The organism is Tolypothrix tenuis PCC 7101 (assembly GCF_963874875.1).
Classification (GTDB): Bacteria; Cyanobacteriota; Cyanobacteriia; order Cyanobacteriales; family Nostocaceae; genus Aulosira; species Aulosira tenue.
Genome location: NZ_CAWNJS010000001.1, coordinates 8,558,906 through 8,585,746 on the forward strand (window position 1 = coordinate 8,558,906; position 26,841 = coordinate 8,585,746).

Below are 26,841 nucleotides of genomic sequence, written 5' to 3' on the forward strand. Positions count from 1 at the left end.
ATATGGGTGCAGATCTGATTGAACAATTAAAGCAAGTGGAAGATTTTAGAACGACTGATGGACGAAGACATCCACTGTGGCTGGTGTTGCTATTTGTCATAATGGGAACAATGAATGGATACGTGGGATATCGGGGATGGGGGGATTTCGTCAAAAGGCATAGTCGAGTATTAATAAATAAATTTGGCATTCAAAAACATGGGGTTCCCTCATATTCAACAATCCGACGTATAGTCATGGGAGTGGATTTCGATAAACTGGCTCATAAATTTAATGAATGGGCAAAAAATTATGTGGATTTAGAGGTATCACAATGGTGTGCTATAGACGGCAAAAGTATTAAGGGTACAGTACAAAACTATAGTTCATCTCATCAGAATTTTGTGAGCATAGTATCAGTATTTGCTGGAAAAAAAGGGCTGGTTATCGGGATGGAGAAATTTGAGAACCAGCATAAAAGCGAAATTCAAGTTGTACAAGAGTTAGTCACAGCATTGGGTCTAGAAGGTGTGGTCTTGAGCTTTGATTCCTTACATTGTCAAAAAAAACTTGTCAAATAATTATCGAGGGCGGTAATGATTATGTCATTGCTGTTAAAGATAATCAGCCCAAACTACATAGTCATATTCAACGTATTGCTGCTACAAAAAAACCTACTTCTCGTATAGTTGAGACCGAAAAAACTAGAGATAGATGTACAACACGTACTGTAGAAGTCTTTCATGATATCAATGGAATTGACCCGTTATGGACTGGAATAAAATCTTTAGTCAGGGTCGAAAGAATTGGTACGAGAAAGGGTAAGAAATATCATGAAATTGTTTGTTATATTAGCAGTCTGATCGCCAGCGCCAAGGAATTTGCTCTCGGTATTCGTGGTCATTGGGGTATCGAAAACTGCCTTCACTGGGTGAAAGACGTTGTTTTCAAAGAGGATTGTTCTACAATCCGTCTTGGCAACGCTCCTGCTAATCTTTCCATTATCAGAGCGATCGCACTCAATATTCTTCGTCGCAATGGTTATCATTCCATCACAATTGCTCACAGATTTCTCTCTCATGATATTGACAAACTCCTTCATCTTGTGGAATGAAACAGCCCTGCCTCAACAACCCTCTCCTACAACTCGGAAGTTTCGTAAGAAAATCAAATTTGATGGTAGCACTGTTTTCAAAGAAGAAATTAATCAGAAAATAAAAAATTTTCAGCAGAAATATTCTGATGGATATACTTTTGAAAATCTAATTGAACTCCGTACTGAAATTAGCCTGCTTTACTTTAAGAACGATTATGTTACTTCGGGAGCATTTATAGTCTTTGACAATCATGAATTTGAGAAGGGTATAATCACAATTCAAGTAGTAGAAGGACAATTAGAAGGTATTGAAATAAAGGGATTAAACCGCTTACAAGAAGGATATGTGCGAAGTCGTTTGCAAATCGCAGCTAAAGTGCCATTAAACAAAAAACGCCTTGAAGAAGCATTGCAACTATTACAAATTGACCCCTTACTAGAACAAGTCAATGCCGAATTAACAGCAGGACGTGCCCCTGGTTTAAACATTTTACAAGTACGCTTAAAAGAAGCTCCTGCTTTTAATGGTGGTATTATTATTGCTAATAATCAATCCCCCAGTGTCGGCTCAATTCAAGGTAGCGTTTATACCAGCTACAACAACCCATTGGGTATAGGAGATAAATTCACTGCTGAATACGGATTAACTGATGGATTAAACTTGTATAGTTTAGGCTATAGCTTACCAGTAAATGCCCGTAATGGTTCTCTGAGCTTTCGCTATAGCAACAATAACAGCAAAATTATTGAATCCGACTTTGAAGAGTTAGGTATCCGTAGCGACTCTGAGAGTTTTTCGGTTGCTTTTCGTCAACCTGTTATTCAAAAAGTAGAAAGCGAATTAGGTTTGGGTATTGGTTTCGATGTCCGTCGCAGCCAAACTTACATACTTGATAACATTCCTTTTTCCTTTTCTGAGGGGCCAGAAGATGGTAAATCAAGAGTTGCGGTAATTAGATTTACCCAGGATTGGGTGAAAAGAGATGCTACTAGAGTTTTAGCAGCGCGATCGCAATTTAGTTGGGGTATCGGTGCATTTAACGCAACTATCAATGATTCAGGAACAGATGGACGTTTCTTTTCTTGGTTGGGACAGTTTCAGTGGGTACAGCAATTATCTCCCAGAACATTAATGCTTGCCCGTCTCAACACCCAATTAACCCCAAATTCGCTGTTATCCCTAGAAAAGCTGAGTCTTGGTGGTGTGGATACAGTTAGAGGATATCGCCAAAACCAACTGGTATCAGATAATGGAGTGTTAGCATCAATAGAATTTCGCCTTCCCCTCAGCAATCAATTAAAAACAGTTCAATTAACGCCTTTTTTTGAAATTGGTGGTGGATGGAACAACCGCGCTGAAAATCCCGATCCTGGTATAATTGCTAGTCTTGGTACTGGCTTGCGCTGGCAAGTTACACCTGATTTAAATCTGAGTTTAGATTATGGAATTCCTTTAATTGCAGTCAAAGATAAGGGGAATTCACTGCAAGATAACGGATTATATTTTTCTTTAAATTACCAACCATTCCGATAAAAATTATATCTTTTTAGGAATATATTTACCAGATGAATTAATACTAAACCTGTAATAATTCCATTTATAACTCCCATTGTTGCTCCAGCAATTGCTAAATGGAAAAAACTTACCTTAACTATACTCTTCAATCCCAAAAATAAACTTACAGCATAAGCGAAAGCATTACTATTAATCAACAAAACTACTTCTTTTATACCTAATCTTAGACATTTCTTTATGGCTAAACCTTGAGCTAAACCCATCACTGTCCCCATAGTAGCACCGAGCCACAATAACCTAACAAACAGTAATGAAGTTGGTAATACCTCAGTGGTCAAAGCGAATTCTAAGGCTGTTATCACACTTACCACTAACATAAATATCCAGCCGATAAAGGCTCCAATTGTTGTGGCAATTAACCAAGAGAAAAAATTAAGAATATAGCGACGCAAAACAAAATATTGAGTAATTCCTAATATAATACCTCTGATTAAACCGATGACAATTAAAATCTCATTACCATTTATACCTTCAAATATTGTGACTGCTTTATTTACTATCGCAATCAAAGTGAAATTGAAAATCTCTGCAATTACATTTGCAATTACCCATCTTTCCCATAAAATGAACCCATGTCTGCGGTGAAAGTTTCGGGATGTGGGTCTTATACTTTGCATCGTCACCTCTCTCACAAAGCTAATTATTACTACCCACATTTCCCGAAAACTCTGATTAAACGGGTTTTGGGTAAAATTTATCCTTGAAGCAGCTAAAATTTAAGCACCCAAAAATATACCCAAACTTTGACCAGAAGCGAGTGTGAAAGTCCCAACTGGTAAACTTGCAGCAAAGGTACTACGGACATCTGCAACTAAATCAAAAACAGACCCTCTAGCAACAAATAAGTCAAACCCAGCCGCATCTGGTCTAGCAAAATAAGTTTCACCGATTCCTAACTGAATCACATCTCCCCTAGATAAATCGGAAATTTGAGCATAATCTGCATTACCAACAAAACCATAGTAAGACCCACTGCGATCGCCTAAAATAAATGCATCATTATTAGTGCCACCAACCAAAACATCAAATTCTCCTTTTCCTCGCGAAAATTGATTGCTACCTAACAAAATGTCATTACCAGCATCACCTACCACCAAATCATTACCAGCAGAACCAATTAAAAGGTCATTACCACCAGCACCAAAGAGTGAATCATTACCAGCAAAGCCATCAATCGTATTATTGAAATTATTACCAATGACTTTATCCTGATTAGCAGTTCCCAACACATTGCTAAAATTCACAACTTGAAAATTTAAGGAGCCAATTGTCGGGATATTATTAACAGTAAGTCTATTTTGACCTAAATCAACATTTAATGATGCTCCTCCCGAACCACTAGAAGCATTAATTGTATTACCTTGAACATTAGGAGCAATAATGCTTTCAACATTTAATATTTGGTCAGTTCCAAAACTGCCTTTACCAATACCACCACGCGGGAAAAGTGAGATGGCTTGTCTAAAATTACTATAATCAACAGTATCAAAACCATTACCACCAATAATGACATCATTGCCCGGCGAAGAAACGAAAATATCATTACCTACAGAACCCACAAGTCTATCATTATTTTGAGTACCAAAAATTGTCATTTATTTGCCTCCAATCGCAATAGTTTAGTAGGTGCAAAACATTGTTTTCAGAAATTGGGCAACATTAGATAGCGGATAACAGCTATTCAGAAAGGCTTTCCGCAGATTTAAAAGATTTAATTTTTATCTAAAACTCACAGGACTTATACAAAAATTTCCCAAATCATTAATTGATGGAACCGCCTTCTCTGCGAGAGGCTTCCGCCAACGCGCAGTGTCTCCCCTTGGGAGAATAATTCGTAGAGTGTGTGTAAGTCCTAACTTAAAATGAATGAAATCTTTTCATCTAATGTTGCGTAATCTCAACATGGATTAATATTCAGCTAGTGCTTTTACGTTTGTTCACAGGTATTCACTACCAGAAGCACTTAGACAGATATATATAGAAGTTACTTAATTACTTCTAAATCTACATGAGAGCATCTTTCCATTCTGTCACAAGTATAAAATATTGGGCCATCAGGAGTAAAAGAAAATAAAAAGTTGTCAGGAGAATAGTCTATGGCTTTTTTAGAAGTTCCATCATATACAGGATCGGAGCCTATTAAGAATAAGCCTATGGGTATTGACTTGAGTGTCATATTTTGTCTAACAACTTCCGTACCCCTATCAGGGTTGTAATATCTCGTTCTCATCACCCCACTAAAGCCATTCATCTTTAAAATGCTTTCGTAAACAATCGCATCAACACTGTATGTCAGTTTGAATGTTCCATAAATTGGAGATTTAGCATCTGTTATTTGCGAGTTAACTTGAGCAATTGTATATGATGAAGATGGTTTTTCGGAATTATTTCTTGCATCTACAGACTCAACTCCAAATAATCCAGTCACACTAATTAATAGAATCCCTAGAGTGGCAGTTGTCTTGAATTTCATACTCTTGATTATCCAAAATACTAGATTGTCATCAACGATGAATTAATGAGTAATGTGTAATAACTTTGGGTTTTAGATTTTAGAACTTATATATATCCCCATATCTAAATCCCAAAACTTTATTCGCTATTAGAATTTGTAACCAACACCAAGCTTCCAAAGTGTTCCACCTCCATTAGTAAAGTAAGTTCCATCACCATAGAGAACAACATTTTGGCTAATAGCTCCCTCCGCACCAGCCTGTACCACAGCACCAGTACCCAAAGAAACAGAAGAATTACCATCACTTATAGAAACCGCAGAACCACCAATACCTGCGTAAATATTTGCGTTTTTACCAATACTTAAATCATAGGTAACAGTTGGTATTACTAAAGTTGCACATAAACCACTATCACAAGCACCAGTAACAGTAGTTCGTATCGAAACAGGGTTTAAATCGATACGTCCCGTTACAGCTGCTGCTGCACCACTTCCATCAGCATTAACACCGATACCAACATAACTCCCGCGCATTCCTTCTTCTGCATTAGCTGGAGAAGTTTTGACTAATATGGGAACAGATGCGATCGCACAAACAGCACTTATCGTCACCACAGAGTTCAAGAAGTGTCGCATAATAACCTCTATTCAACTAAGTTCTTAATTTTTTTCAGCTTTAGGAAATGCAAACTCAAACAGCTATATCATTGCTTTTTGGCTTGAGAATTTGATGTTTGAGCCGTCAGTGCTTTCACTGACATTTTTATCATAGAGACATAATTATTGAGATAAAATAACCCTATCTACCAGTCTTTTGGCACGAAGAGTTATAAGTAATGGCACAAAACTGCAATCAAGATAAATAACCCTGGCCATAGGTCAGCAGTATTGCTTCATTTACTCTTTAAGCGGATACTGTCGCATCATCTGTTGCAAATCCACAGGCTCCCCATCAGGTGTATAGACAACCTTGCCAGACATTGCTGCAACTATCCTTTGGCGTTTTGCCCATTCATACCAAGCAATTACATCTGCCGTCGCTGTGTTTTGAGGTTTCTTGCCTTCTTTACAAGCTGCGATAAACACGCCAGTGGGTGAGTTGACTGATTGCCAAGTTTGGAGTGCTTCTTTGAGATATGCAAGTGCCCCGGCAACATTGCTCCAATATTTCTTCACCACTCCCAAACATGGCTCTGGGTTTATTCGTAACCGCCGTAACTCAGTACAAACCTCAGCAACCTCGTGCTTGCTAGGCTGATACGTACTTGAACCGACTTTGACCTGCGCCTCGGAAAACTCGTCCTCATGAGGGTCTATCTCCCCTGTCGATTTATTCAGTTCTAATTCATCAACAAAGCGAGTCATCTGGGGTTGCTCTGGTTGTGGTGCTTGGTGAACTGGCTCATATTCACTCTGTTCTACCCCTTCATCCTTTTTTTCCCCAACAGCAGTGTTGTTGTCTTTTAAAAGGTTTAAAGTAGTTTCAAATGTTGCTGGATTATTCGCACATCTTGTCGAAATATCTGGCACATCTGTGTCAATTTTTTCGCATCGTTGAAAAGCGAGTAATTGTGTGAGCTTTTCCCGATTCAATTGATACTCACAAGCTGTATCCTTGGGAAATTTCTGAGCAGCCTGTTCTTTGATTAAGTCATCGAAAACTAACTCCTTCATATGACGGCTGATAGTTTCTCGACAGTAACCCAAAATATCAGCCAACTTCTCAAATGTGATTCTTACCCATTCATGCCCATAGTAGTGCTTACCATCCAGCCAAGATAGTATTGCGGCTTTGCACTTCTGGCGACGGTTAAAAGTCGCCAGAAATTCAGAGAGAATATTGACGGGAGTGTGTATTTCTCCAAGTACTGCGGAGGTAAAGCTAGTCATTTTCTACCTCCCACATGCGGACGAAAAGTTAGATTAATTCTTGTGCCAACCAATTTCTTGGTCTTGGGAACTTGATGAAGGTGCGTGGACTGACATCCTGGGTGCATGAGCAACAAACTCCCATGCTCCAGCCAGAAATCAGTCGGCTTGCCCCCGATGGGCTTTATCTGAAACTTTCGCTCCACACCCAAACTTACAGATGCGATGGCTGGATTAACACCCATCGACGATTCATTATCTGCGTGCCAGCCACCCTTCGGGAATTCAAAATGCAAAATGCAAAATGCAAAATTAAGATTTGTTCCTTTCATTTTGAATTTTGAATTTTGAATTTTGAATTGAATGCTGTATTGATTGCCGATGACTATGTTGAATTTGTAGCCAGCCAGAGCAGTAATCCTATCCCTCAACTCGGCCAGTAATGAAGTCCAAGGCAGTGGTTTCAGTAGCACGCTCTTGGAATACAAATACTCACAACCTTCGTCACCATAAATGCATTCTAGCCGGGGCACAAGTAAAGTTTTACCGACCATTTTGATTTGATTCTGTTGCCATTGCAGTTTTAGGCAGTGTTGGTATAACACGCCAGCTTCTTCTTGGCTGAGGAACTCTGGGTAATAAGTGACTGGTAAAACTGGGGTTAGTTGATTAAAAAGGGACATCTGTATCATCTTGTTCTCCTTGTAACCAAAGTTGTTTCAGTGCTTGTTGTTTTGCTGCTTCTAATTGCTGTTTCTCCTGGGCTGAGGACTCACCGACGAGCTGCTCAAATTCTGCCCGTTGTCGCTGCTTCAATTGCTCAGTAGTTACAGGAGGTAATGCCAGTTGCTCATTTGTGCCTTGACCAGAAGGACGGAAGCCACGACGACGATACAAAAAGCGAAAATGACGTTTGTCCTGTGGGGCAAGCTTTCGCCATACTTCTTCATTCCAGCCTGGCGGGATGAAGTCGGCAGATGGGGGCAGGAGGTTTTGGATTTGGGATTGGAGTTGAGCAATCTCCTGTTGCATAGTAGGGATGCAGTCAAGTAATGCCAACTGCTCACTACTAACAGATTGAGGAGAGTAACCAGTTTGCGACCAGATGAATACTCGTAGCCCTGCTCTGGCAACCATGCGGTAATTTCTAATAGCGACCTGTTTACCTTTGTATTTCCGGGCATCTATCGCGTAGTATTCCAAAATCGCGTGGCAGACTTCATCAATAATGAACATACTGCCTTGAGCTTCATTCGTTTCCAGCCGCAACCGTTGACCTGCCAAAGGTTTTAGCGTTTCTGGCAGGTTGTTCGTTTCCGGGTCTGAATCCTCAATTTGCGTTAGTAGATTAGAGATAGCAGAGCTAGATCCAATTGCTAGTCCGCAGAAATTAGACAAAGCTCTCACCGTCATCCCACTGACCCCATCATTTTGACGGGTACAAAATCCCAACTCATCTTTGATGTGAAATGCGCTCGCGTCCATAGTTACTCCCAATTTTTGACGCATGAAACTGTTGCGGCGCTTGAATATGCCAATCGAGCGATAACTTCTTTTAGTAGTGCGTCTGCTATACCAACAAGACACATCTGCGAACTTGAGCTACGCTTACGCACTGTCTGGTATCGGAAAATAAAATTGAGTGAGCAGCAGTGGAAATTGCTGCCCACAGTTGGTTTTAAGCTGTTACCAATTTTTGACCTTGGGCTGCGCCTGAAAGATGCGATCGCCATTCTCTAGGGCTGAGGTGTTCAAGTAGTCGATATCCCAAATATTCATCAGCTGCGCTCTCTGACAACAACTGCACAGCATCTGCTGCCGAGTTACATGGAATACGTTGACTATCTTGTGCTGCACGTACTACCCACCAACGACCATCAGTGCATCCGACTTCACCGAGCTTTACATCATTCTGGTAAATACCATCGTCAAGCATTTCAAACCCATAGTTCTCGCATTCAGTAAAAATTTCAGCCATGATTTCGTTACCAGTAGCCCAAGGTTCTTCCGGTTCTAACTGCTCTTGCAATGGAAGTTTGCCTTGCTGGTACTGCTGTTTAATATAGCTGTGGCATCTAGCAGGACTGATGTCTCGGAAAATTTCCTGTCCGTTAATCATTACCCGCCAGTACAAATTCTGGTAATTGCCGTGGTCATAGCTAATGCTGGCTACCAATTCATCCCCAACAAATGCCTCTTGGTCATAAAACGAGATTTCTAAAATTGTTGGGACTTCCGGTACTTCAGTTTCACTTTGTGGGTTGAGTGTTCCATCAACTGAAGAAGTCAGAAATCGGAAGTCAGAAGTCGGAGGTAACTTACTTGCGTCTTCTATCTGCGAAGTTCCAACTTTATCTTCAGGGCATTTTTCCACTTCCGACTTCCGACTTACTACTTCCGACTTAACTTTGTGCTGCCATTCGATGAATCGTTGGCATCGGGCGATTGTGGTATCCCGGAAAATCTCTTCGCCATTGACCATGACTACCCAAGGTTGTGTAACAAACTCGTCATAGTCGTAGGCAATGTAAGCGACCAGTTGCTTGAGTGCGTAAACTTCGTAGTGGTAGCAGTTGATTTCTACTGTGGTCAGCTGAGGGGCTATGGCTTCGGCTTGATCTGCAATGTACTGGTCAAGTTCGGCTTGGGCTATGGCTTGTTCATCGGGGGTAGCATCAATGACTGTCTCAACCCTGATTGCCTGATACTCGGCGATCGCATTCATCCAAGCATCCTTGCACCGCTTGTCAAGTACCTCAACTGTGCAGCCGACTTCACAATAGATTTGCTTTAGTCTAGCTATGGATTTGTGTTGCAGCTGTTGATGAGTGTATTTGAGATAGGTCATAATTTATTGGTACTCCATCAGTATGGTGGATGTTTTGCAAAAGGCGATCGCTGCTCCGGCCAAGAAACGCGGTCGTCTTTGTTTTTGTTTATTCACAGCAGTGTTAGCAGTCAAAAGAGCTTTTTAGGTTATGACGGTAGCTGCGAATACTTTTAGCTTATATTTTATAGTATTACTTGTCAAGCGAGACTAGAAAAGTTATGCTTGAAACGTGAGGAAAGAAACGCTATGATCTGAGTACATTAATGGAGACGTGAATTTATGAACTTAATGCAAGTTACTTTGTCTGTTGATCTGCCTGGGTTGGGCAAACGAATTAGAGAAATTCGTGAGACTAAAGGATTATCACCAACATGGGTTGCAGCACAAGCGGGTATGAGTGTTGCTAACCTTTACCGTATTGAAAGCGAAGATGCAAAATCTTTACCTCGTGAAACTTTGCGAAAACTTTCTGAAGCTCTTGATGTAGATTTTGATGCAGAGGTGAAAGCTGCTTTAGCTCAAGAAGTTGGATAAAACATTAGCTCAATATAAACGTTGATGATCGTTAGCTGTAATGCTCTAACTTCCTGTAGTGATGCTTTGTTGTTACCAATGGTAAGCCCAACAGTAATTGCTCATGAACATCAAAATTAAACTCTATCTGCAATTGAATTGAGCAAATGCCACTGAACCAAAAGAGGTGGAATCATGAATATCCCACCCCGTAAGCGCAAAAAAGCCACCTCTACATCCAGTGACTTACAACCAGTAGCTAACCCGCAAGATTTTTCTCACCAGGACAATCAAGATGTAGTAACCATCGATGTTCCTGCTGTTGAAGTTCCAGAATTAACCCCAGAAGAACAAAGCGATCGCTTGCACCTGGAGCGAAAAGTCGAGAGGGCATTTTTTGAGGCAGGTAAGGCATTGGCAGAATTGCGCGACCGCAGACTCTATCGCTCCACCCACCGCACATTTGAGGAATATTGTAAGGACAGATTTGGTTACAATCGTTCCCGTTCTTATCAATTGATTGATGCGGCTATCGTTGTGGACAATCTTACTGAATGTCCACAAATTGTGGACATTTTACCAACAGCAGAAGGGCAAATTCGCCCACTCACTAAACTAGAACCCCAGCAGCAACAGGAAGTTTGGCAACAGGCTGTAGAAGAAGCTGGCAGTAAAGTACCGACTGGTAAAATCGTCAAAGATGTAGTGCAGCGCATCATGGAACGCACCCAAGTACCCAACACCTACCAGTTGGGTGAAGTCTGCCAAATCTTAGCCAAAGACAATCCCGAACTCAGGGGCAAAGGCGGTTGCTGGGCAATTGTCACTCAAGTGAATGACTTCAGTTGCACCGTGAGGACTTGGGATGGCGAACTGACAGTTGGGCTGAAGCATCTGAAGTCCTACGAATACCTGGCGGAGGATTGTCAGCAGATGCAGGAGATATGCAATCGCATTTCACGGGTGTATTCTGGTGGGCTGGAGGAATCCGTGCAGAAGTTTTTGGAGTCGTTGGGGAAGCTGAAGCGGGCTTATTTGACGGGGTTGGAGGAAAAGGTGTTGAGGGTGCTGGAGTCGGAAACTAGCAGATGAGACAAGGATTACCAGCAGGCTTATTATCACGCTCGAGTTTTGGAGTGAAGGCGACATCAAAGTATATTCCCAAGGCCTTGCTGAAGTGAGTTCAGCAGATGGAGTAACAGAAGGCACATGTTAAGGACATATTGCAGATATTGGGAGTGATGAAATGATAATGTTGAAGCTATGACAGTAACTCGCTTGCACCTCGAACGCAAGGTAGAACGGGCATTTTTGAGGCAGGTAAAGCGTTGATGGAATTACGTGATCGCAGACTCTATCGCTCCACGCATCGCACATTTGAGGAATATTGCCGTGATCGATTTGGGCATAGTCGCCGCCAGTCTTATCTTCTAATGGATGCAGCTGTTGTCTTTGATAACTTGGTTGGAAATTGGTAAAGTTTTATAGTTCCCCATACATTTTGCGTAAAATCTCAAGCTAAGGGAAGATACCAGAATAGATATTCCCTACTGGAGCGATCGGAGTGTGAGATGACAAATGATTTTCCTCTAAGAGACGACACGCTCAACCAGGAACTACAACAGTTAGTTAATGAAGCCAAGCAATATCCGGCTAACAGTCAAAATCCCACTGACAGAGCCAGGCGACGTATCGCTTTAAATAAACTAATCAATGCTATTAAGTACTCTGGAAAATTGAGCAAGCAAAGTAAGTGGTTGGGATCGCCTCACTATCAAGATTATTATGATGAAGCATTACAACTCACATTTATAGAAATTTGTCAAAAAATAGAACAATATAAGTCAGAATATGATGTAATGACCTGGGTAAATACAATATTCTCCAGGCGAATGTCTGATGTAGGAAGAAAGGACCAAAAAAGAGGAATGACTTGGAGTCCTAAGCAACAAGAAATTAGCTCTTTAGATACATTAAACGAAGATGTACCTATAGAGCATGAGATATCAGATCAAGAGCAACTAAAAGAAATTATCGAAAATGATCCAGAAAAATTTTTAAGTAACGAGTATATAAAAGGAAATCCACAAGCTAGTTTAAAAGTAATTCTGCTACTGATTTTAGAAGGTAAACAATGGAAAGAAATTTCTGAAGAATTAAAAGTACCAATTTCAACTGCTTCTACTTTTTATCAGCGTCAAATGCGTAATATTGTTCCCTATTTAAAGAAGTATATATAGAAATTCAATTAATTTTTTCTAAAAAATGGAGATTTCTGATGAAAAGTATGACTGAACAATTGACTTTTAGCATAACTCTAACTAGAGAAGCTCATACTATTGCTGAAGAATATAGCAAATCAATTTCTAACTCTCTTAAGCAACAACAAATTTATGTGAATACTCTGGCTGTATATGCTGTAGATTCCTATCTCCAGTGTATGGGTTTTGCTACTGATTTGCAAGCGAGTGATAGCCGCGATCGCCTGACAATTAAATTGATGAATGTAGCTGATTTAGTAATAGAAAATATCGGTAAAATAGAATGCCGTCCGGTTTTAGCAACTGCTGAAGTTTGCGAAATTCCGGCAGAGGTTTGGTCAGATAGAGTCGGTTACGTAGCTGTACAATTAAGCTCTGACTGCAAAGAAGCAACGATTTTAGGTTTTACGCCTCAAGCGGAAGCTGAAATTCCTCTAAGTCAATTACAATCTTTAGAAGATTTTTTACTTTATCTGAGCGAACTAGAAATAGCTAAATCTCCCCATCATGAAAATTCATCCACTATTGTGAATCTGGGACAGTGGTTGCACGGATTTATCGATACAAGTTGGCAAAGTATAGAACAACTATTAAACCCGCAACAATTGGGATTAGCTTTTAAGAGTGCTGTGACTACGACGCGGGGACAAAAAATTGATTTGGGAATGCCCATTGAGCAAATATCTGTGGCTTTAGTAGTAAAAATTTCTGAAGCAACAGCAAGTGAAATTGAGATTTTAACCCAAGTATATCCTATTAGAAATAATGTTTTACCTGAAGGAGTCCAGTTAAGCATTAATGATGAATCAGGAGATAATGTTTTATCTGTCACATCAAGAAATGAAGATAATTGGATTCAATTAGAATTTAGTGCTGAACTAGGAGAAAAATTCCAAATTATAATCACTCATGGAGAATTCCAACAAAGTAGAGTATTTGAAGTTTAATTTAACTCTCTGCGTGAGATTCACACAGTCTTTGTTCGCAAAACCAAATCGTCTAGTTTTTATGAATAAAACTATTATCCTGATAGCTTCCTTACTTTTGTTACCCTCCCACACTTTTGCTACTCAAACATTCTTGGATAAAATCTCTCAAGCAGAAGTAGAAACTACTGCTTGCAAAATCGCACCAGAAAACCCAGAAACCGGGGAATATTCAGAAAAAAAACTGCAAAGCCTCGCTAAGAATATTACAGTAAAAGTCATTGGTGACAATAACGGCGGTTCGGGAACATTACTTGCGAAAAAAGGTGATACCTACTTAGTGATGACTAACTCCCATGTTGTGAGAGGAGTGAACAGCATTAAATTACAAACATCTGATGGTAAAACTTATTCTGCACAAATTCTGCCCAAAACTAACTTCGATAAATTTGATTTAGCCTTAATTCAATTCCAGTCAAACCAAACTTATTGTCTACCCCAAGAAATTGCTGCGTCAGTTCCCAACCCAGAGACATTAGTTATGGCGGCGGGATATTCTTCAGAAAAAGGAGAGTTAGTATTTCGCACAGGTAAAATTCAACAAATTGCACAACGACCGCTTAAAGAAGGATATCAAATTGGTTACACTAGCGACATTGAACAAGGAATGAGTGGCGGAGTAATTCTTAACTCGCGTGGAGAACTAATTGGGATAAATGGTAGAAGTGCTTATCCTATTTTAAATACAGGTTATGTGTATCCTGATAATTCTCGTCCCACAGAAGCAGAAATCCAAGAAATGCGAAAACTCAGTTGGGGAATACCAGTATCCACCTTTTTAGCACAGGTGAATACAGAAATATTGACAGCTTATTCTTTACCTTTACCAAAAAGTCCTGATAGTAATAGCCCAATTAAATTAACCGGATGGTTAGGGGAATTAGAAGAGAAAGCCAAAAAAATTACCGTCAGAATTGACAGTACAAGTGGCGCAAATGGTTCTGGGGTAATAATTGCTAAAAATGGAGATACATATACAGTATTAACAGCAGCACACGTCCTTTGTGAAAGACAAGAGGCTAAACAGCCTTGTGGTGATTATAAATATCAAATACTTGCGCCCGATGGTAAACAATATCTTGTAGATAAAAGCACGATTAAAACAGAAGAAGGTGTAGATTTAGGTGTTTTTAAATTTACTGCTAGTAACCAGAATTATCAAGTTGCGACTTTAGCAAATTATAATCCTAATACTGGTAACTATATGTTTACTGCGGGTTATCCCAAATTAGGTGATAAATACTCTCCTTGGCGGTTAACAATAGGGCAGATTTTTGAAAAAGAACTGGGATTGCTCCAATCTAGACAATCCGATTTCCAAACTGATAGCTCTGGTAGATTACAAACAGCCAGTTCCCTAACGGGAGGATATGAATTAGTTTATACTAGCATTACTTATGGTGGGATGAGTGGTGGCCCTGTATTAGATTCTTTAGGAAGAGTGATTGGGATTCATGGACGCGCAGAAGGGCAAATTTACGAACAATATACAAAAGAGCAAATACAACTAGGCTATAGTTTAGGCATTCCAGTCAGTACTTTTTTAGGAATAGCAAAACGATTTGAAGTACAGCCACAGAAAGTAGAAACTATTTCTGCACCACAACTCAATACACAACAAAGTAAGGCTATTCAAGAAGCTGTATTGTCAATTAATGTCTCCAGAGGGAATACAACAGCGCGTCAATGGATAGAAAGGGGAAATCAACTGTGGAGGTTACGTCGTAGTGAGGAAGCAGTTATAGCATTTGATACAGTAATTAAACAAAACTCTAATTTTGTTTATTTAGCTTATTATGGTAAGAGTTTGGTATTATTCCAAGATAGAAAATATAAAGAATCAATAGCCGCGTTAGAGTCAGCAGTTAAACTCAAACCAGACTTTGTTAGTGCTTGGCAATCACTAAGTGTATTTCACCGACGATTCAAGCAACTAGATAAAGCATTGGTAGCTATAGAAAAAGCAATTATACAACAGCCAAACAACCCAAACTTGTATAATGAAAAATACGCGATTTTAAATGGTTTAAAACGATATCTAGAAGCAGAAATAACAATAAATAAGGCTATTGAGATTCATCCACGCGCTGTATTTTACAACAATCGTGGTGTTTTATACTATCAGCTTAAGAAATGGAATTTAGCTTTAGCTGATTTCAATAAAACTATTACAATTAATCCTGAATCTGTTTATGGTTATAATAACCGAGGGCTTATTTACGAAGAGCTTCAAAAATGGGATTTAGCTCTAGTTGATTTCAACAAAGCTATTGCAATTAATTCTGAGTTTGCTTATGGTTATAATAACCGAGGGTTTATTTACAAAGAGCTTCAAAAATGGGATTTAGCTCTAGTTGATTTCAACAAAGCTATTGCAATTGATCCTGAATTGGCTCAAGCTTACTACAATCGTGGTGTTGTATACGATGAGCAGAATCAATGGGGTTTAGCTCTAACTGATTACAACAAAGTCATTGCAATTAATCCTAATGATGCTGATATTTATAATAACCGAGCAGGTCTTTATTATAAGCTTCAAGAATTTAATTTAGCTCTAAATGATTATAATAAAGCTATTGAAATTAATCCTATATTAGCTCCAGCTTACTATAATCGAGGGATACTTTACTATAAGCTTCAAGAATTTAATCTAGCTTTAAATGATTATAATAAAGCTATTAAAATCAATCCTATGTTTGCTCTGGCTTACAAAAATAGAGGAATTCTTTATTATGAGCTTAAAAAGTGGAATTTAGCTCTAGCTGATTTCAACAAAAATATTGCAATTAATCCTAATGATGCTGTTGCTTACCACAATCGTGGGCTTCTTTATGAAGAGCTTAAAAAGTGGGATTTAGCTCTAGCTGATTATACCAAAGCTATTGCGATTGATCCTAAGTTAGATATAGCTTACAACAATCGTGGGCTTCTTTACCAAAACTTCCAGGAATGGGATTTAGCTGTTGCTGATTATACTAAAGCTATTACTATTAATCCTGATAAAGCTAATGCTTATTACAATCGGGGGTTAGTTTACTCTGAAAAAGGTGATAAACAGAAAGCTATTCAAGATTTACAGCAAGCAGCCCGACTTTTCCAAGCTCAAGAGAACACTGTTAGTTATGAAAGAGTGATAAATTTCTTAAAAGAATTACAACAATAAACATCATAAATGGAAGGATTTTTTCTCACGCAAAGGCGCATAGACGCGGAGCGGCTTCCCGCAGGGTAGGCGCAAAGAAACTTAAGGATTACAAGGTTATTACGGAGTGATGCTATGCGCGAGTCTGTAATTTATCAGGATATTCAGCAGGAAAAAGCTTTGGCGATTGTGACACGACTACTTCGCCGTAAAGTTGGAACTGTACCACCTGCACAATTATTGAAGATTCAAGCTTTGGAATCAACGCAGTTAGATGATTTAGCAGAGGCTTTACTTGATTTTTCTAGTTTAACTGATTTAGAAGCTTGGTTAGTGCAATATCAAGCTTAGTATTATTTTTAGCTTTGCTTCTGGGAGTGTAACCCAACAGCGAAAATACTCGGTTTATTTGGGTTTCACTCGGTTGACGATCGCCCAGCTTGAAAAATCTGTTCAGCAGTCAAATTTAACTCTGGGAATGTTGGGGATATCAGGCGATCGCTTCCTCGAAACTGGTTAACTTGATACTCATCTTCTACTAAATAGTAAATAGAAATAGTTGGTTGTTTGGGATTACCTATGTACCGCCTACCACCCAAAGCTAAATAATCCACAATCCAATATTCAGGAACGCCGAAAGTTTCATAGTCAACTAGCTTGTGTGCATAATCATCTTTCCAATTGGTACTCACAACTTCTATAACTAGGGGAACAGATGCAGCTTGAGTCACCGTTGAAGATTTTTTCCACATCGGTTCTGATGAAAGATGGTTTTGATTAATCACTATTACATCGGGTGAATACCCAGACTCTTTATCAGGAATTTTGACAAGTGCTTGCTTGGGTATGATGTAAGGAAGTTTTAATCTTTTAAACTCGTAAGTTACTTCGCCAGCTAAAAAACCATTAATCTCTTCATGATCTCCTACTGGCTGCATTTCAACAATTACCCCATCATGTAATTCGTAACATCCGCCATCTGGCTTCCAATTCAGGAATTCTGCAAAAGTTACTGTTTTCGGTAAAGCTTGAAACATGAGACTTGCTCCTGACTCTGGTTTAAAGTTTAGCACCAAAGTCTTGCACACTATAGTTCTCAAGCTATGGGATATGGTAGCGCGATCGCTATTTACATAGAGTAAATTTTTGTAATAATCTTAGACATTCGCGTAAAATATTGCCAAGCAAACCGAATTGAAAATAGAGAGAGGTTTTTGCTGGGGTAGGAGTGATGAACAAATTAGTTGTCCTCAAACTGGATGGTGACTTCTATGAGGGGTTTCGCGTTAGTCTAGAAATTGGCGAAGATGGTTCGCCTGCTGATGTCGAGTTAAGTGACAACGCCTTAAAATTATCTCCCCTTCCTACCCTACCTAACATCTATCAAGATTGGTCTAAAAGTTATCGTAGTCTGGATGGATACCGCATTAAACCGAAAAAAGACCAGATTACTAATGTTAAATTTCAAGCTTTAAAACAAGAATGTTACACTCAAACGGATATTCTCAAACAAAATTTTATTACTTGGTTACAAGCAGATTCATTACGACAAATTAAGGAATTATGCTTAACACATTTAAATATTGCTGACGAAGTGCGCGTCATTATTCGCACAAATGAAACTCAACAGCGAAAATTACCTTGGCATTTATGGGATTTATTTGAGCCTTATGCTTATGCAGAGATAGCTTTTAGTTCTTTGTCATCCTACAGACTGCCAAAAAGTCTACGCCTAAATCCCCGCATTTTAATTATCTTGGGCAATAGTGAAGGTATTAACGTTGCTGAAGATGAAAAATTACTCAAACAATATTGCCAAGAAGCCGCCGAAATCGTCGTTTTAGCTGAACCTACACCCGCAGAACTCAACAAATATCTCTGGGATGACACAGGCTGGGATATGATATTTTTCTCTGGTCATAGTCGTACAGAGTCAACAAAAGGGAGAATTTTTCTCAATCGCACCGATAGCTTAACAATGGAAGAGTTGCGGTATGGGCTGCAAACCGCCGTTACCAAAGGGTTACAGTTCGCTTTTTTTAATTCTTGCGATGGCTTGGGAATTGCATCTGAGTTAGAAAGTCTGCATATTCCCCAAATAATTGTGATGCGCGAACCCGTACCAGATAAGGTAGCCCATCACTTTTTAAAAGACTTTATGCAACAGTTTACAAGGGGAAAATCTTTCTATCAATCTGTAAGTATTTCCCGCAAAAAATTACAGGGTTTAGAAACAGAATATCCTTGTGCTAGTTGGTTGCCTGTAATTATACAAAATTTGTTATCAACACCTCCCACTTGGCAGAGTATGGGGGCTGTAGCTAAATGTCCCTATCAGGGTTTAGCGGCTTTTCAAGAAGCAGATGCACCCTATTTTTATGGACGAGAAACGGTGACGCAGCAGTTAGTAACTGCGGTGAAGCAAAAAAATTTAGTAGCCGTTGTTGGGGCTTCAGGAAGTGGAAAATCTTCGCTGGTGTTTGCGGGGTTGATTCCCCAATTGAAGCGAGATAAAAGTCATCTTTGGCAGATTGTGTCTTTTCGTCCTGGGAATAATCCGTTAGAATCTTTAGCGATCGCACTTTCTCAAGGATTGGGGAATAGGGAAAGATTGCGAGAGTTGGAATTGGAAGTCGAGTTAAGAAACAGCGATACTGCCTTGCAAGACTTTTTAGAGTCTACCATTACAGCCTCACCCAAATCTCATATAGTTGTGATTGCTGACCAATTTGAAGAACTCTACACTCTTTGTCAGGATACTAAAGAACGCACAATCTTTTTAGATCGTCTCCTGAATGCGGTGAAGTTTGTTCCCAACTTTACCTTAGTTTTAACCTTAAGAGCCGATTTTTTTGGTGAAGCTTTATCTTACCGTCCTTTGAGCGATGCCTTACAAGATGCCCAATTAAATTTGGGTGCGATGAATGCCGTAGAGTTAGAGAGTGCGATCACTCAACCTGCCCATAGTCTGAATGTACAATTAGAACCAGGATTAACCCAACGCCTCATTGATGCGGTGTTAGAGTCTCCCAGTCACTTACCCTTACTCGAATTTACCTTAACTCAGTTGTGGCAACAGCAACAACAAGGATGGCTAACCCATCAAGCATACACAGACATTGGGGGAATAGAAACCGCCCTAGCCAGCCATGCAAATTTAATCTACACCCAACTGAGTACAGCAGACAAGGAAAAGGTGCAACAGATATTTATTCAGCTAGTGCAACCAGGAGAACACAACGCAGATGTCCGTCGTTTAGCGACTCGTGAGGAAATTGGGGAAGCAAATTGGCATTTAGTCGCACAGTTAGCAGATGCGCGGTTAGTTGTAACTAACCGTAACGAATTGACTAAAATTGAAACCGTGGAAATTATTCATGAAACATTAATTAAACACTGGCGCACATTGAAACAATGGATGATTAATCATGGAGAGTTCCGCCGTTGGCAAGAACAATTAAGGGTAAACATCCGACAATGGGAAAATAGTCATCAAGATGATGGGGGTTTATTGCGGGGAAAACCTCTATTTGATGCCGAAATATGGTTAATGCAACGCCCGACAGAAATTAGTAATTATGAACAGGATTTTATTAATTTAAGTTTAGCACTGCGGCAAAGAGAAGAACAAAAAGAACTTAATGCTAAAAGAACAAAAATTATCGGTTTGACTGGCGGAATAATAGTAACTTCAATATTCGCTTGCTTCGCCTTCTTTCAATGGCAACAAGCCGATTTTCAACGTCAACAAGCACAAATTAACGAGTTAAAATCCCTAAGTCTTGCAGGTAAATCTTTAACTAACTCAGGAGATGAAATAGCAGGATTAATACCAATATTAAAAAGTTTGACAAGTTTAAAAACATTAACCAATTTAGATAACAGCACTAAGATAGGTATATTAGGTAATAATCTCGAAGTTATCAATCAAATCCGCGAATACAACCGCTTAACAGGACATCCAGACGAAGTTGCCAGTCTTAACTTCAGTTCTAACGGTCAGATATTAGCATCAGCCAGCCGAAACCAAATTAAGCTATGGGGACGCAAGGGAAACTTACTGCAAACCCTGAAGGTAAATAATAATCATATTTTTAGTGTAATTATTAGCCCTGATAATCAATATTTAATAACGGCTAGTTTTGATAATAAAATTACTGTTTGGCGATATAATTCTGCAATCAATTTATTTGTAGAGAAACCTATTTTAAATTTTCTCGAAAAAGATGGATTATGGGCAACTAACATTAGTCCTGATGGTCAAACTATAGCAACTGCTACAAAAAACGGTCAAGTCAAGCTCTGGACAATTGATGGTAAACTCTTAAAAACTATTTCTGCTCATAATAAAAAAATTTGGCATTTAAGTTTTAGTGCGGATGGTCAAAAATTGGCAACCGCCAGTGCTGATAATACTGTAAAAGTCTGGAGTAGAGAAGGCAAATTATTAACAAATTTACAAGGTCATAATGATGCGGTTCTCAGTGTCAATTTTAGTCCAAATGGTCAAACTTTAGTTACAGGTAGTAAAGATAAAAGTGTGAAGGTATGGGATATAACAGGTAAATTATTAGATACATTTACTGCTCATAGTGATGAAGTTTTAGATGTCTGTTTTAGTCCCGATGGTGAATTAATCGCCTCTGCAAGTGCTGATGATACAGTTAGAGTTTGGAGTATTAAAGATAAAAAAGAACTCTACAAATTTGCAGGACATGGTGGGAAAGCATCAGAGGTAAGTTTTAGTCTTGATGGTCAAATTTTAGCAAGTGCAAGTGCAGATAAAACGGTGAAACTTTGGCGTTTACAAGGTATTTTACCAACTGTCTCTGGTAATTATGTAGCTATCAGTCCAGATAAGGAAACTATCGCAGTCAGTAATCAACAAGGTATCGTCAGCTTGCGACGACGGGATGGGACATTAGTACAAAGCTTTAAAGCACATAGCACAGAAATTATCAAAGTAATTTTTCATCCCCAAGGTAAAAATATAGTCACCATTGGTGAAGATAATCAAATTAAACTTTGGGATTTATCAGGAAACTTATTAAAAAGTTGGCAGGGACATGATATTACTCCTCAGAATGCAAATATCTTTGAACCTATTCAAGATATTAGTTTCAGTCCTGATGATAATCAGATTGTCACGATTAGCAGAATTGACAAAAAAGTAAAAATTTGGAACCTAGAAGGTAATTTATTAAAAAGCTGGCAGACTGATAATCAGTTTCTAACTAGAATTAACTTTAGTCCTGACGGTAAGACTTTAGCAATGGCTGGAGATAAAACAGTAAAACTGTGGAATTTATCTGGAGATTTATTAAAAACTTTATCAGGACATAAAGATAATGTTTCTCACGTTAATTTTAGTCCCAATGGGAGAATAATTGCGACGGCAGCAGCCGATAAAACTGTGAAGCTTTGGGATAGTCAAACTGGTGAAATGCTACGTAGCATAGCACATAGCGACAATGTATCTGATATTGCTTTCAGTCCTAACGGCGAGGTTATGATTACAGCCAGTGCAAACAAAATTCAGTTTTGGAATTTGGATGGAGAACTACTGCATACCCTCGTAGGACATAAAGCAGATATTTCTCAATTTAATTTAAGTTTAGATGGGAACTTTCTAGCTTCTGTAGACATCAAAAATCATGTAATTTTATGGAATTTCAATATTAGTGATTTACAAAAACGTAGTTGTGATTGGTTGCAAGATTATTTGACGACAAATCAAGAGTTAGATGTAGGCGATCGCAATATTTGTAGTTGAGCGAGCATTGTAAAATATTTTCTATATGAGCAATCAACAAAAACCAGAGTTATTATAATTACCAATTACTCTCATGTTCTGCCTCAAAATACCTGTTACTTGTCTTAGCCTGATAATTGCTACTTCTACTATGTATAACGTAGTAATTTCAAAAGTTGAAGCATCTCCCATCCCTACCCAACAACAGACAGCTACTAACTGGCTTTTAAAAGGTAAACTTAAAGTTAAACAACAAGATTATTCAGGGGCGTTATCAGACTTTACACAAGCTATAAAAATAGATCCTAAAAATGCAGAAGCCTATTATCAACGAGGTTTAATTTATGTTCGATATACCCAACCACAACCATTGAATTCGGATGGAAATATACCAGGTTGTGAAATAGTTGATAAATTAAGAATTGTTTGCCCTTTTGCACTGATAGATAAAGTTGCAGAATATAAACGCAAAGCAATTACAGATTTTAGTCAAGCAATTCAACTGAATCCTCTATATGCAGCAGCTTATCATCAGAGAGGCTCGATCCAAGAAGAGACGGAAAAAAAGTTAGTAGATTTTCAAGTAGCAACAGAACTTTATCAGCAACAAAGTTTAGAGTTGTTAAAAACAGATCAATTTGCAGAAGTTCTAAGCATCTGGGATATTATCGATCAATTAGATATAAAAACTCAATCACTCAGTAGATTGCAAGTGCTACAAGAATCGCAAGACTTGAAAAATCCTATAAATTCTTCAACTGTTTCACCTGAATCTTGCGAACAATTGGAACAGCAAGGGCGTATGGCTTTGAGAAATGGAGATAGGAATACAGCACTGCAAAAATTTAAGAGGTTAGTTAGCAAATGTCAAGGTGCGAAATATCAAAGAAGACAAGCAACTATTGAAGCACTGGAAAAAATTCGTAATTAGTGGAACTTAGATAAAAAGTAGGTTTAAAAAAAGCATCAAATGTATATACACAAAGACTTTGATATTGTTTTACACTGTTTTAATATATTCATCACTTTTTCATAATCAGCAGTATTACCTTGAGCTTGAAATAGTTGGGCTGCTCTTTGGAAATTTTCAATAGCTTTTTGTTTATTACCAATTTGTGCATAAACTAATCCTATGTTTCCATAAGCTTCAGCGTGCTGATTATTAATCCGAATAGCTTGAGTATAATCAGCTAAGGCTAATTCCCATTGCTTAAGTTCAGAGTATAAAACACCACGGTTGTTATAAGCTTGAGCAAATTGAGAGTTAATCCGAATAGCTTGAGTATAATCAGCTAAGGCTAATTCCCATTGCTCCTGATTTTTGTATAGAATACCACGATTGTAATAAGCATCAGCATATTGAGGGTTCATTTGAATAGCCTTTGCATAATCATCAAAAGCTAATTTCCATTGATTCAGAGCAGAATATAAATTTCCACGGTTATTGTAAGTAAGAGCATCTTGAGGATTAATTTGAATAGCCTTTGTGTAATCAGTCAGAGCTAATTCCCATTGATTCTGTTCATAGTATAAAACGCCACGATTGGTGTAGAATACAGCACGAGGACTAAGTTTAATGGCCTCATTTATTGCTGCTTCCGCTTCTTTATACTCTTGCATATCTCCTAAAATTAGAGATTTTTGGTTATACAGTATGGGATTTTTTGGTTGCTTTTGTATAGCTTTATCTATCGCTAATAATGCTATTTTTGGTTGGTTTAATTTCCCATAGGCCACACTTAAACTCAGCCAAGCAGGAATAAAGTCATCTTTGAGTTTCACTGCTTGCTCAAATGCAACCATAGCTTCTTGATATTTCCCATCCCAGCCTAATGCTAAACCCTTGCCATAATAAGCCAAGTAAACAAATGATGGTTTTTGCTCAATCACTTTATCAAAAGCTGCGACAGCTTCTGATAAACGATTTAATCTCCACAGTTGATTTCCTCTTTCTAACCCTTGACTAGCTATAGTATTTGTTTGAGAGATATTATTTGATAATACTGTTTCTTCAATAGACTTGACTTGATGTGTATTTAGCTGGAGTGGTTTTGTGTTTTCTACTTTTTGTGATGTAATATCAAAGCGCGTCGCCAACCCTAAAAATGTACTCACAGGAATACCTAAACTAAAGCCAATTTGTGTTTGACATTCAGCATTAATCCCACAATCTCCAGTTTTCTGATCATAAGCTACTTCTGCTTCTGCGCGTCCATGAATCCCAATAACTCGACCGTTTGAATCTAGTATTGGCCCACCACTCATTCCTCCATAGGTGATGCTGGTGTAAACTAATTCATAGCCTCCAGTTAAGGAAGGTGATGTTCGTAATCTGCTATCATTTTCACTTTGAAAATCTGATTGACGAGTTTCTAATGATCCCTGTTCCGTTTCAAAAATTGTTCCCATTGTCAATCGCCAAGGCGAACTATTTCCTAATTTGGGATATCCCGCAGTAAAAATATAGTCAAAATTATTCGGATTATAATTTGCTAAAGTTGCAACTTGATAATTCTGATTATTAGCTGTAAATTTAACAACTCCTAAATCTACACCCTCTTCCGTTTTAATCGTACTTTTTTCTACAGGATATTGTTTACTATCAGGCGTAAGTATTTGATATTTATAATCACCACATGGTTGAGTAGCATCTGGTCTTTCACAAACAACGTGCGCTACTGTCAATACTGTGTATGTATCGCCATTTTTAGCAATAATAATTCCTGAACCATTTGCGCCACTTGTACTGTCAATTCTGACCGTGATTTGTTTAGCTTTTCGTTCTAATTCTCCTAACCATCCTGTAAGTTGCGGTTGTGGTAGGCTATCTCGCACATTTGGTAGGGGAAGGGAGTAGGCTGTTAATGTTTTTTGGTCTACCTGCGCTAAAAAGGTAGAAACTGGTATTCCCCAACTGACTGTTCGCATTTGTTGAATTTCTGCTTCTGTGGGCTTTGTTTCATCTGCATAGATAAAACCTGTGTTTTGTAGGGGATAGGCACTTTTACCATTAATACCTATGAGTTCTCCGCGACTATTGATAATTGCACCACCACTCATTCCTTGTTCGATATCGCTGGTGTAACCAATTTGATATCCTTCTTTGAGTGGTCTATCTGGTATTTGTTCCACTGTTCCAGGGCGATAGACTATTTCTCTTTTTTCGATGGAATATCCGGCGGCGATGACTGGTGTTTGCTTTTTGGGGATGAAATTTGCGATTTGTCTAAGACAGTAGTTTTGATTTGTTTGAAATTCTAGCAGGGCTAGGTCGAGGTTTTCTAAGTTGGGGTTGGGAATAAGTTTTGCTGTGTGGGTTTTGTTGTCTGTAGTTTGGATTTTGATGTCGTTTACACCTGTGATGACATGGGAGTTAGTAACGACTAAGTAAGTATTACCTCGTTTGGTGAGTAGTGTTCCCGAACCGCCGTTGCTATTTCCGATAACTCTGACTGTGGTTTGGCTAGCTAGGGTTTGCAGTTGTTGTGGAGAGTATTCGCCGCTTTCTGCTTGGGCGGGTTCTATTTCACAAGTTTGGGGTTGGTTTTCTTTAGCTATGACGGGGATGGGTAAAAGAGTTAAACAGGTAATTAGGATAATGATTTTTTTCATCAGAAGTAATCAATTTTTAATTTATAATTCGTAATACTCGCCAAAAACGAAAAGTAAGCTAACTAATTCTTAATCATAAGATGGAGTGCTGTCACACAAGAAAATGCACTCCACACTTATTAGATTATTGCTGAGTATTGGCTGATGGTTCGATATCCATAATAGGTGATTGAGCTAAGAAAGCTTGTACAGGAATATATATCTGATGACCTGAATTTTGCAGTAGTGGTTCTGATGCTTTACCTTCTGAAATATCCATCAGTCTGCGGATAACTTCATTCGGATTAACACCAGATTTCAGGGTAAATAGTTGATTATCTAGATTGCAAGTTTCTGCTAGGCTAGTAACTCCACAAATAATCGGATAACCGTTGTGTGTGCCGCCTGTGATGTAATTTAAGCGATTCTGGGAGTAAAATTCTTGGAATTTCTGAGTTACGTGTTCACAGCGTTTTTCTGGATTCCATGCGGGAAAATATTCAGATTTCCAGCCGATAAAATATACATGATTTCTTTTTTCAGGAATCCAAGCAGCCGTGGTTGGTATTCTTTCGCCACTTGCTTGGTCAAATTTTTTTGTACACACAAAAGTTACTTGAGAAGGCTGTGATTTAGCAGCCGTTGATTGACTGAAACTAGGAGAAATATAGGCAAAGCTAGTAATTGTTGTGCAAACAGCAAAGACTAAGTTAATAAATTTTTTGGAGTTTTGCATAGGTCTAATTATGTAAACTAAACTAAAGTTGAATTCAGCGAAATCCGATTCAAAA

20 protein-coding genes and 2 pseudogenes are annotated in these 26,841 nt (G+C 38.6%); 11 read left to right on the forward strand and 11 right to left on the reverse strand.

Annotated elements, in window-relative coordinates; all coding sequences use genetic code 11:
- The first annotated feature begins 25 nt into the window (after positions 1-25).
- Both AACU25_RS33755 and AACU25_RS33760 read left to right on the forward strand, forming a co-directional pair.
- Positions 26-1,093 (forward strand): annotated as a pseudogene (locus AACU25_RS33755) (ISAs1 family transposase).
- Positions 1,059-2,609: a ShlB/FhaC/HecB family hemolysin secretion/activation protein gene (locus AACU25_RS33760; RefSeq protein ID WP_190446127.1), complete on the forward strand. Its 1,551-nt coding sequence runs from the start codon at positions 1,059-1,061 to the stop codon at positions 2,607-2,609. The pseudogene AACU25_RS33755 and the gene AACU25_RS33760 overlap by 35 nt, the downstream one beginning before the upstream one ends.
- Here the strand turns inward: AACU25_RS33760 and AACU25_RS33765 are convergent.
- From AACU25_RS33765 to AACU25_RS33800, 8 genes are all read right to left on the reverse strand, one after another.
- Positions 2,591-3,160, reverse strand: a complete 570-nt coding sequence (locus tag AACU25_RS33765) for a hypothetical protein (RefSeq protein ID WP_339382105.1) — start codon at positions 3,158-3,160, stop codon at positions 2,591-2,593. The genes AACU25_RS33760 and AACU25_RS33765 overlap by 19 nt on opposite strands.
- A 207-nt stretch (positions 3,161-3,367) precedes the next feature.
- Positions 3,368-4,246: a calcium-binding protein gene (locus AACU25_RS33770; RefSeq protein ID WP_096583184.1), complete on the reverse strand. Its 879-nt coding sequence runs from the start codon at positions 4,244-4,246 to the stop codon at positions 3,368-3,370.
- A 389-nt stretch (positions 4,247-4,635) separates the two neighbouring features.
- Positions 4,636-5,124, reverse strand: a complete 489-nt coding sequence (locus AACU25_RS33775) for a hypothetical protein (RefSeq protein ID WP_096583186.1) — start codon at positions 5,122-5,124, stop codon at positions 4,636-4,638.
- Positions 5,125-5,253: 129 nt separating this feature from the next.
- Positions 5,254-5,742: a hypothetical protein gene (locus AACU25_RS33780; protein ID WP_096583188.1), complete on the reverse strand. Its 489-nt coding sequence runs from the start codon at positions 5,740-5,742 to the stop codon at positions 5,254-5,256.
- A gap of 261 nt (positions 5,743-6,003) precedes the next feature.
- Positions 6,004-6,996: a helix-turn-helix domain-containing protein gene (locus AACU25_RS33785; protein ID WP_096583189.1), complete on the reverse strand. Its 993-nt coding sequence runs from the start codon at positions 6,994-6,996 to the stop codon at positions 6,004-6,006.
- Positions 6,993-7,658 (reverse strand): alpha-ketoglutarate-dependent dioxygenase AlkB family protein, encoded by a 666-nt coding sequence (locus AACU25_RS33790; RefSeq protein WP_321206919.1) that lies wholly within the window; start codon positions 7,656-7,658, stop codon positions 6,993-6,995. Before AACU25_RS33790 ends, AACU25_RS33785 begins: the two co-directional genes overlap by 4 nt.
- Positions 7,645-8,460, reverse strand: a complete 816-nt coding sequence (locus AACU25_RS33795; RefSeq protein WP_190446123.1) for a hypothetical protein — start codon at positions 8,458-8,460, stop codon at positions 7,645-7,647. The genes AACU25_RS33790 and AACU25_RS33795 overlap by 14 nt, the downstream gene beginning before the upstream one ends.
- Before the next feature lie 193 nt (positions 8,461-8,653).
- The gene (locus AACU25_RS33800) at positions 8,654-9,823 is read right to left on the reverse strand and encodes a hypothetical protein (protein WP_096583195.1); all 1,170 of its coding nucleotides are present in this window, start codon (positions 9,821-9,823) and stop codon (positions 8,654-8,656) included.
- Positions 9,824-10,084: 261 nt separating this feature from the next.
- Between AACU25_RS33800 and AACU25_RS33805 the strand changes: the two genes are divergently transcribed.
- The 7 genes and pseudogenes from AACU25_RS33805 to AACU25_RS33835 all read left to right on the forward strand — a co-directional run bounded on the left by AACU25_RS33805 (position 10,085) and on the right by AACU25_RS33835 (position 17,058).
- Positions 10,085-10,339 carry a helix-turn-helix domain-containing protein gene (locus AACU25_RS33805; RefSeq protein ID WP_096583197.1) on the forward strand — a complete coding sequence of 85 codons (255 nt, stop codon included), beginning with the start codon at positions 10,085-10,087 and terminating at the stop codon, positions 10,337-10,339.
- Positions 10,340-10,513: 174 nt separating this feature from the next.
- Positions 10,514-11,410, forward strand: coding sequence for a hypothetical protein (locus tag AACU25_RS33810; protein WP_096583199.1), 897 nt, complete (start codon positions 10,514-10,516; stop codon positions 11,408-11,410).
- A gap of 183 nt (positions 11,411-11,593) precedes the next feature.
- A pseudogene (locus AACU25_RS33815) lies at positions 11,594-11,781 on the forward strand (hypothetical protein); the annotation flags it as partial.
- 108 nt (positions 11,782-11,889) lie between these two features.
- Positions 11,890-12,558, forward strand: a complete 669-nt coding sequence (locus tag AACU25_RS33820) for a sigma-70 family RNA polymerase sigma factor (RefSeq protein ID WP_096583201.1) — start codon at positions 11,890-11,892, stop codon at positions 12,556-12,558.
- A 38-nt stretch (positions 12,559-12,596) separates the two neighbouring features.
- A complete protein-coding gene (locus AACU25_RS33825; RefSeq protein ID WP_096583203.1) occupies positions 12,597-13,526 on the forward strand; it encodes a DUF1822 family protein in 930 nt (309 codons plus the stop codon).
- Between the two features lie 61 nt (positions 13,527-13,587).
- The gene (locus AACU25_RS33830) at positions 13,588-16,728 is read left to right on the forward strand and encodes a tetratricopeptide repeat protein (protein ID WP_096583205.1); all 3,141 of its coding nucleotides are present in this window, start codon (positions 13,588-13,590) and stop codon (positions 16,726-16,728) included.
- 114 nt (positions 16,729-16,842) lie between these two features.
- Positions 16,843-17,058 carry a DUF4351 domain-containing protein gene (locus AACU25_RS33835; protein ID WP_321206900.1) on the forward strand — a complete coding sequence of 72 codons (216 nt, stop codon included), beginning with the start codon at positions 16,843-16,845 and terminating at the stop codon, positions 17,056-17,058.
- A gap of 65 nt (positions 17,059-17,123) precedes the next feature.
- Here the strand turns inward: AACU25_RS33835 and AACU25_RS33840 are convergent, their stop codons facing one another.
- Positions 17,124-17,744: a Uma2 family endonuclease gene (locus AACU25_RS33840; protein WP_096583207.1), complete on the reverse strand. Its 621-nt coding sequence runs from the start codon at positions 17,742-17,744 to the stop codon at positions 17,124-17,126.
- Positions 17,745-17,938: 194 nt separating this feature from the next.
- Between AACU25_RS33840 and AACU25_RS33845 the strand changes: the two genes are divergently transcribed.
- Both AACU25_RS33845 and AACU25_RS33850 read left to right on the forward strand, forming a co-directional pair.
- The gene (locus AACU25_RS33845; protein ID WP_096583209.1) at positions 17,939-22,480 is read left to right on the forward strand and encodes an nSTAND1 domain-containing NTPase; all 4,542 of its coding nucleotides are present in this window, start codon (positions 17,939-17,941) and stop codon (positions 22,478-22,480) included.
- 130 nt (positions 22,481-22,610) lie between these two features.
- Positions 22,611-23,390 (forward strand): tetratricopeptide repeat protein, encoded by a 780-nt coding sequence (locus AACU25_RS33850; protein WP_190446041.1) that lies wholly within the window; start codon positions 22,611-22,613, stop codon positions 23,388-23,390.
- A 35-nt stretch (positions 23,391-23,425) separates the two neighbouring features.
- On the opposite strand, the gene AACU25_RS33855 is transcribed toward AACU25_RS33850, so the two are convergent.
- Complete coding sequence (locus AACU25_RS33855; RefSeq protein ID WP_096583213.1) at positions 23,426-26,071, reverse strand: tetratricopeptide repeat-containing serine protease family protein; 2,646 nt, start codon at positions 26,069-26,071, stop codon at positions 23,426-23,428.
- A gap of 124 nt (positions 26,072-26,195) precedes the next feature.
- Positions 26,196-26,786 (reverse strand): COP23 domain-containing protein, encoded by a 591-nt coding sequence (locus AACU25_RS33860; protein ID WP_096583215.1) that lies wholly within the window; start codon positions 26,784-26,786, stop codon positions 26,196-26,198.
- Between the last annotated feature and the right edge of the window lie 55 nt (positions 26,787-26,841).

What these genes read in the sequence shown, in the direction of transcription:
- AACU25_RS33790 (WP_321206919.1), bottom strand. Translation starts at nt 7,658, where the DNA reads ATGTCCCTTTTTAATCAACTAACCCCAGTTTTACCAGTCACTTATTAC.
- AACU25_RS33845 (WP_096583209.1), top strand. Translation starts at nt 17,939, where the DNA reads ATGAACAAATTAGTTGTCCTCAAACTGGATGGTGACTTCTATGAGGGG.
- AACU25_RS33785 (WP_096583189.1), bottom strand. Translation starts at nt 6,996, where the DNA reads ATGACTAGCTTTACCTCCGCAGTACTTGGAGAAATACACACTCCCGTC.
- AACU25_RS33850 (WP_190446041.1), top strand. Translation starts at nt 22,611, where the DNA reads ATGTATAACGTAGTAATTTCAAAAGTTGAAGCATCTCCCATCCCTACC.
- AACU25_RS33840 (WP_096583207.1), bottom strand. Translation starts at nt 17,744, where the DNA reads ATGTTTCAAGCTTTACCGAAAACAGTAACTTTTGCAGAATTCCTGAAT.
- AACU25_RS33795 (WP_190446123.1), bottom strand. Translation starts at nt 8,460, where the DNA reads ATGGACGCGAGCGCATTTCACATCAAAGATGAGTTGGGATTTTGTACC.
- AACU25_RS33770 (WP_096583184.1), bottom strand. Translation starts at nt 4,246, where the DNA reads ATGACAATTTTTGGTACTCAAAATAATGATAGACTTGTGGGTTCTGTA.
- AACU25_RS33860 (WP_096583215.1), bottom strand. Translation starts at nt 26,786, where the DNA reads ATGCAAAACTCCAAAAAATTTATTAACTTAGTCTTTGCTGTTTGCACA.
- AACU25_RS33810 (WP_096583199.1), top strand. Translation starts at nt 10,514, where the DNA reads ATGAATATCCCACCCCGTAAGCGCAAAAAAGCCACCTCTACATCCAGT.
- AACU25_RS33780 (WP_096583188.1), bottom strand. Translation starts at nt 5,742, where the DNA reads ATGCGACACTTCTTGAACTCTGTGGTGACGATAAGTGCTGTTTGTGCG.
- AACU25_RS33800 (WP_096583195.1), bottom strand. Translation starts at nt 9,823, where the DNA reads ATGACCTATCTCAAATACACTCATCAACAGCTGCAACACAAATCCATA.
- AACU25_RS33825 (WP_096583203.1), top strand. Translation starts at nt 12,597, where the DNA reads ATGAAAAGTATGACTGAACAATTGACTTTTAGCATAACTCTAACTAGA.
- AACU25_RS33820 (WP_096583201.1), top strand. Translation starts at nt 11,890, where the DNA reads ATGACAAATGATTTTCCTCTAAGAGACGACACGCTCAACCAGGAACTA.
- AACU25_RS33805 (WP_096583197.1), top strand. Translation starts at nt 10,085, where the DNA reads ATGAACTTAATGCAAGTTACTTTGTCTGTTGATCTGCCTGGGTTGGGC.
- AACU25_RS33775 (WP_096583186.1), bottom strand. Translation starts at nt 5,124, where the DNA reads ATGAAATTCAAGACAACTGCCACTCTAGGGATTCTATTAATTAGTGTG.
- AACU25_RS33835 (WP_321206900.1), top strand. Translation starts at nt 16,843, where the DNA reads ATGCGCGAGTCTGTAATTTATCAGGATATTCAGCAGGAAAAAGCTTTG.
- AACU25_RS33760 (WP_190446127.1), top strand. Translation starts at nt 1,059, where the DNA reads ATGATATTGACAAACTCCTTCATCTTGTGGAATGAAACAGCCCTGCCT.
- AACU25_RS33830 (WP_096583205.1), top strand. Translation starts at nt 13,588, where the DNA reads ATGAATAAAACTATTATCCTGATAGCTTCCTTACTTTTGTTACCCTCC.
- AACU25_RS33855 (WP_096583213.1), bottom strand. Translation starts at nt 26,071, where the DNA reads ATGAAAAAAATCATTATCCTAATTACCTGTTTAACTCTTTTACCCATC.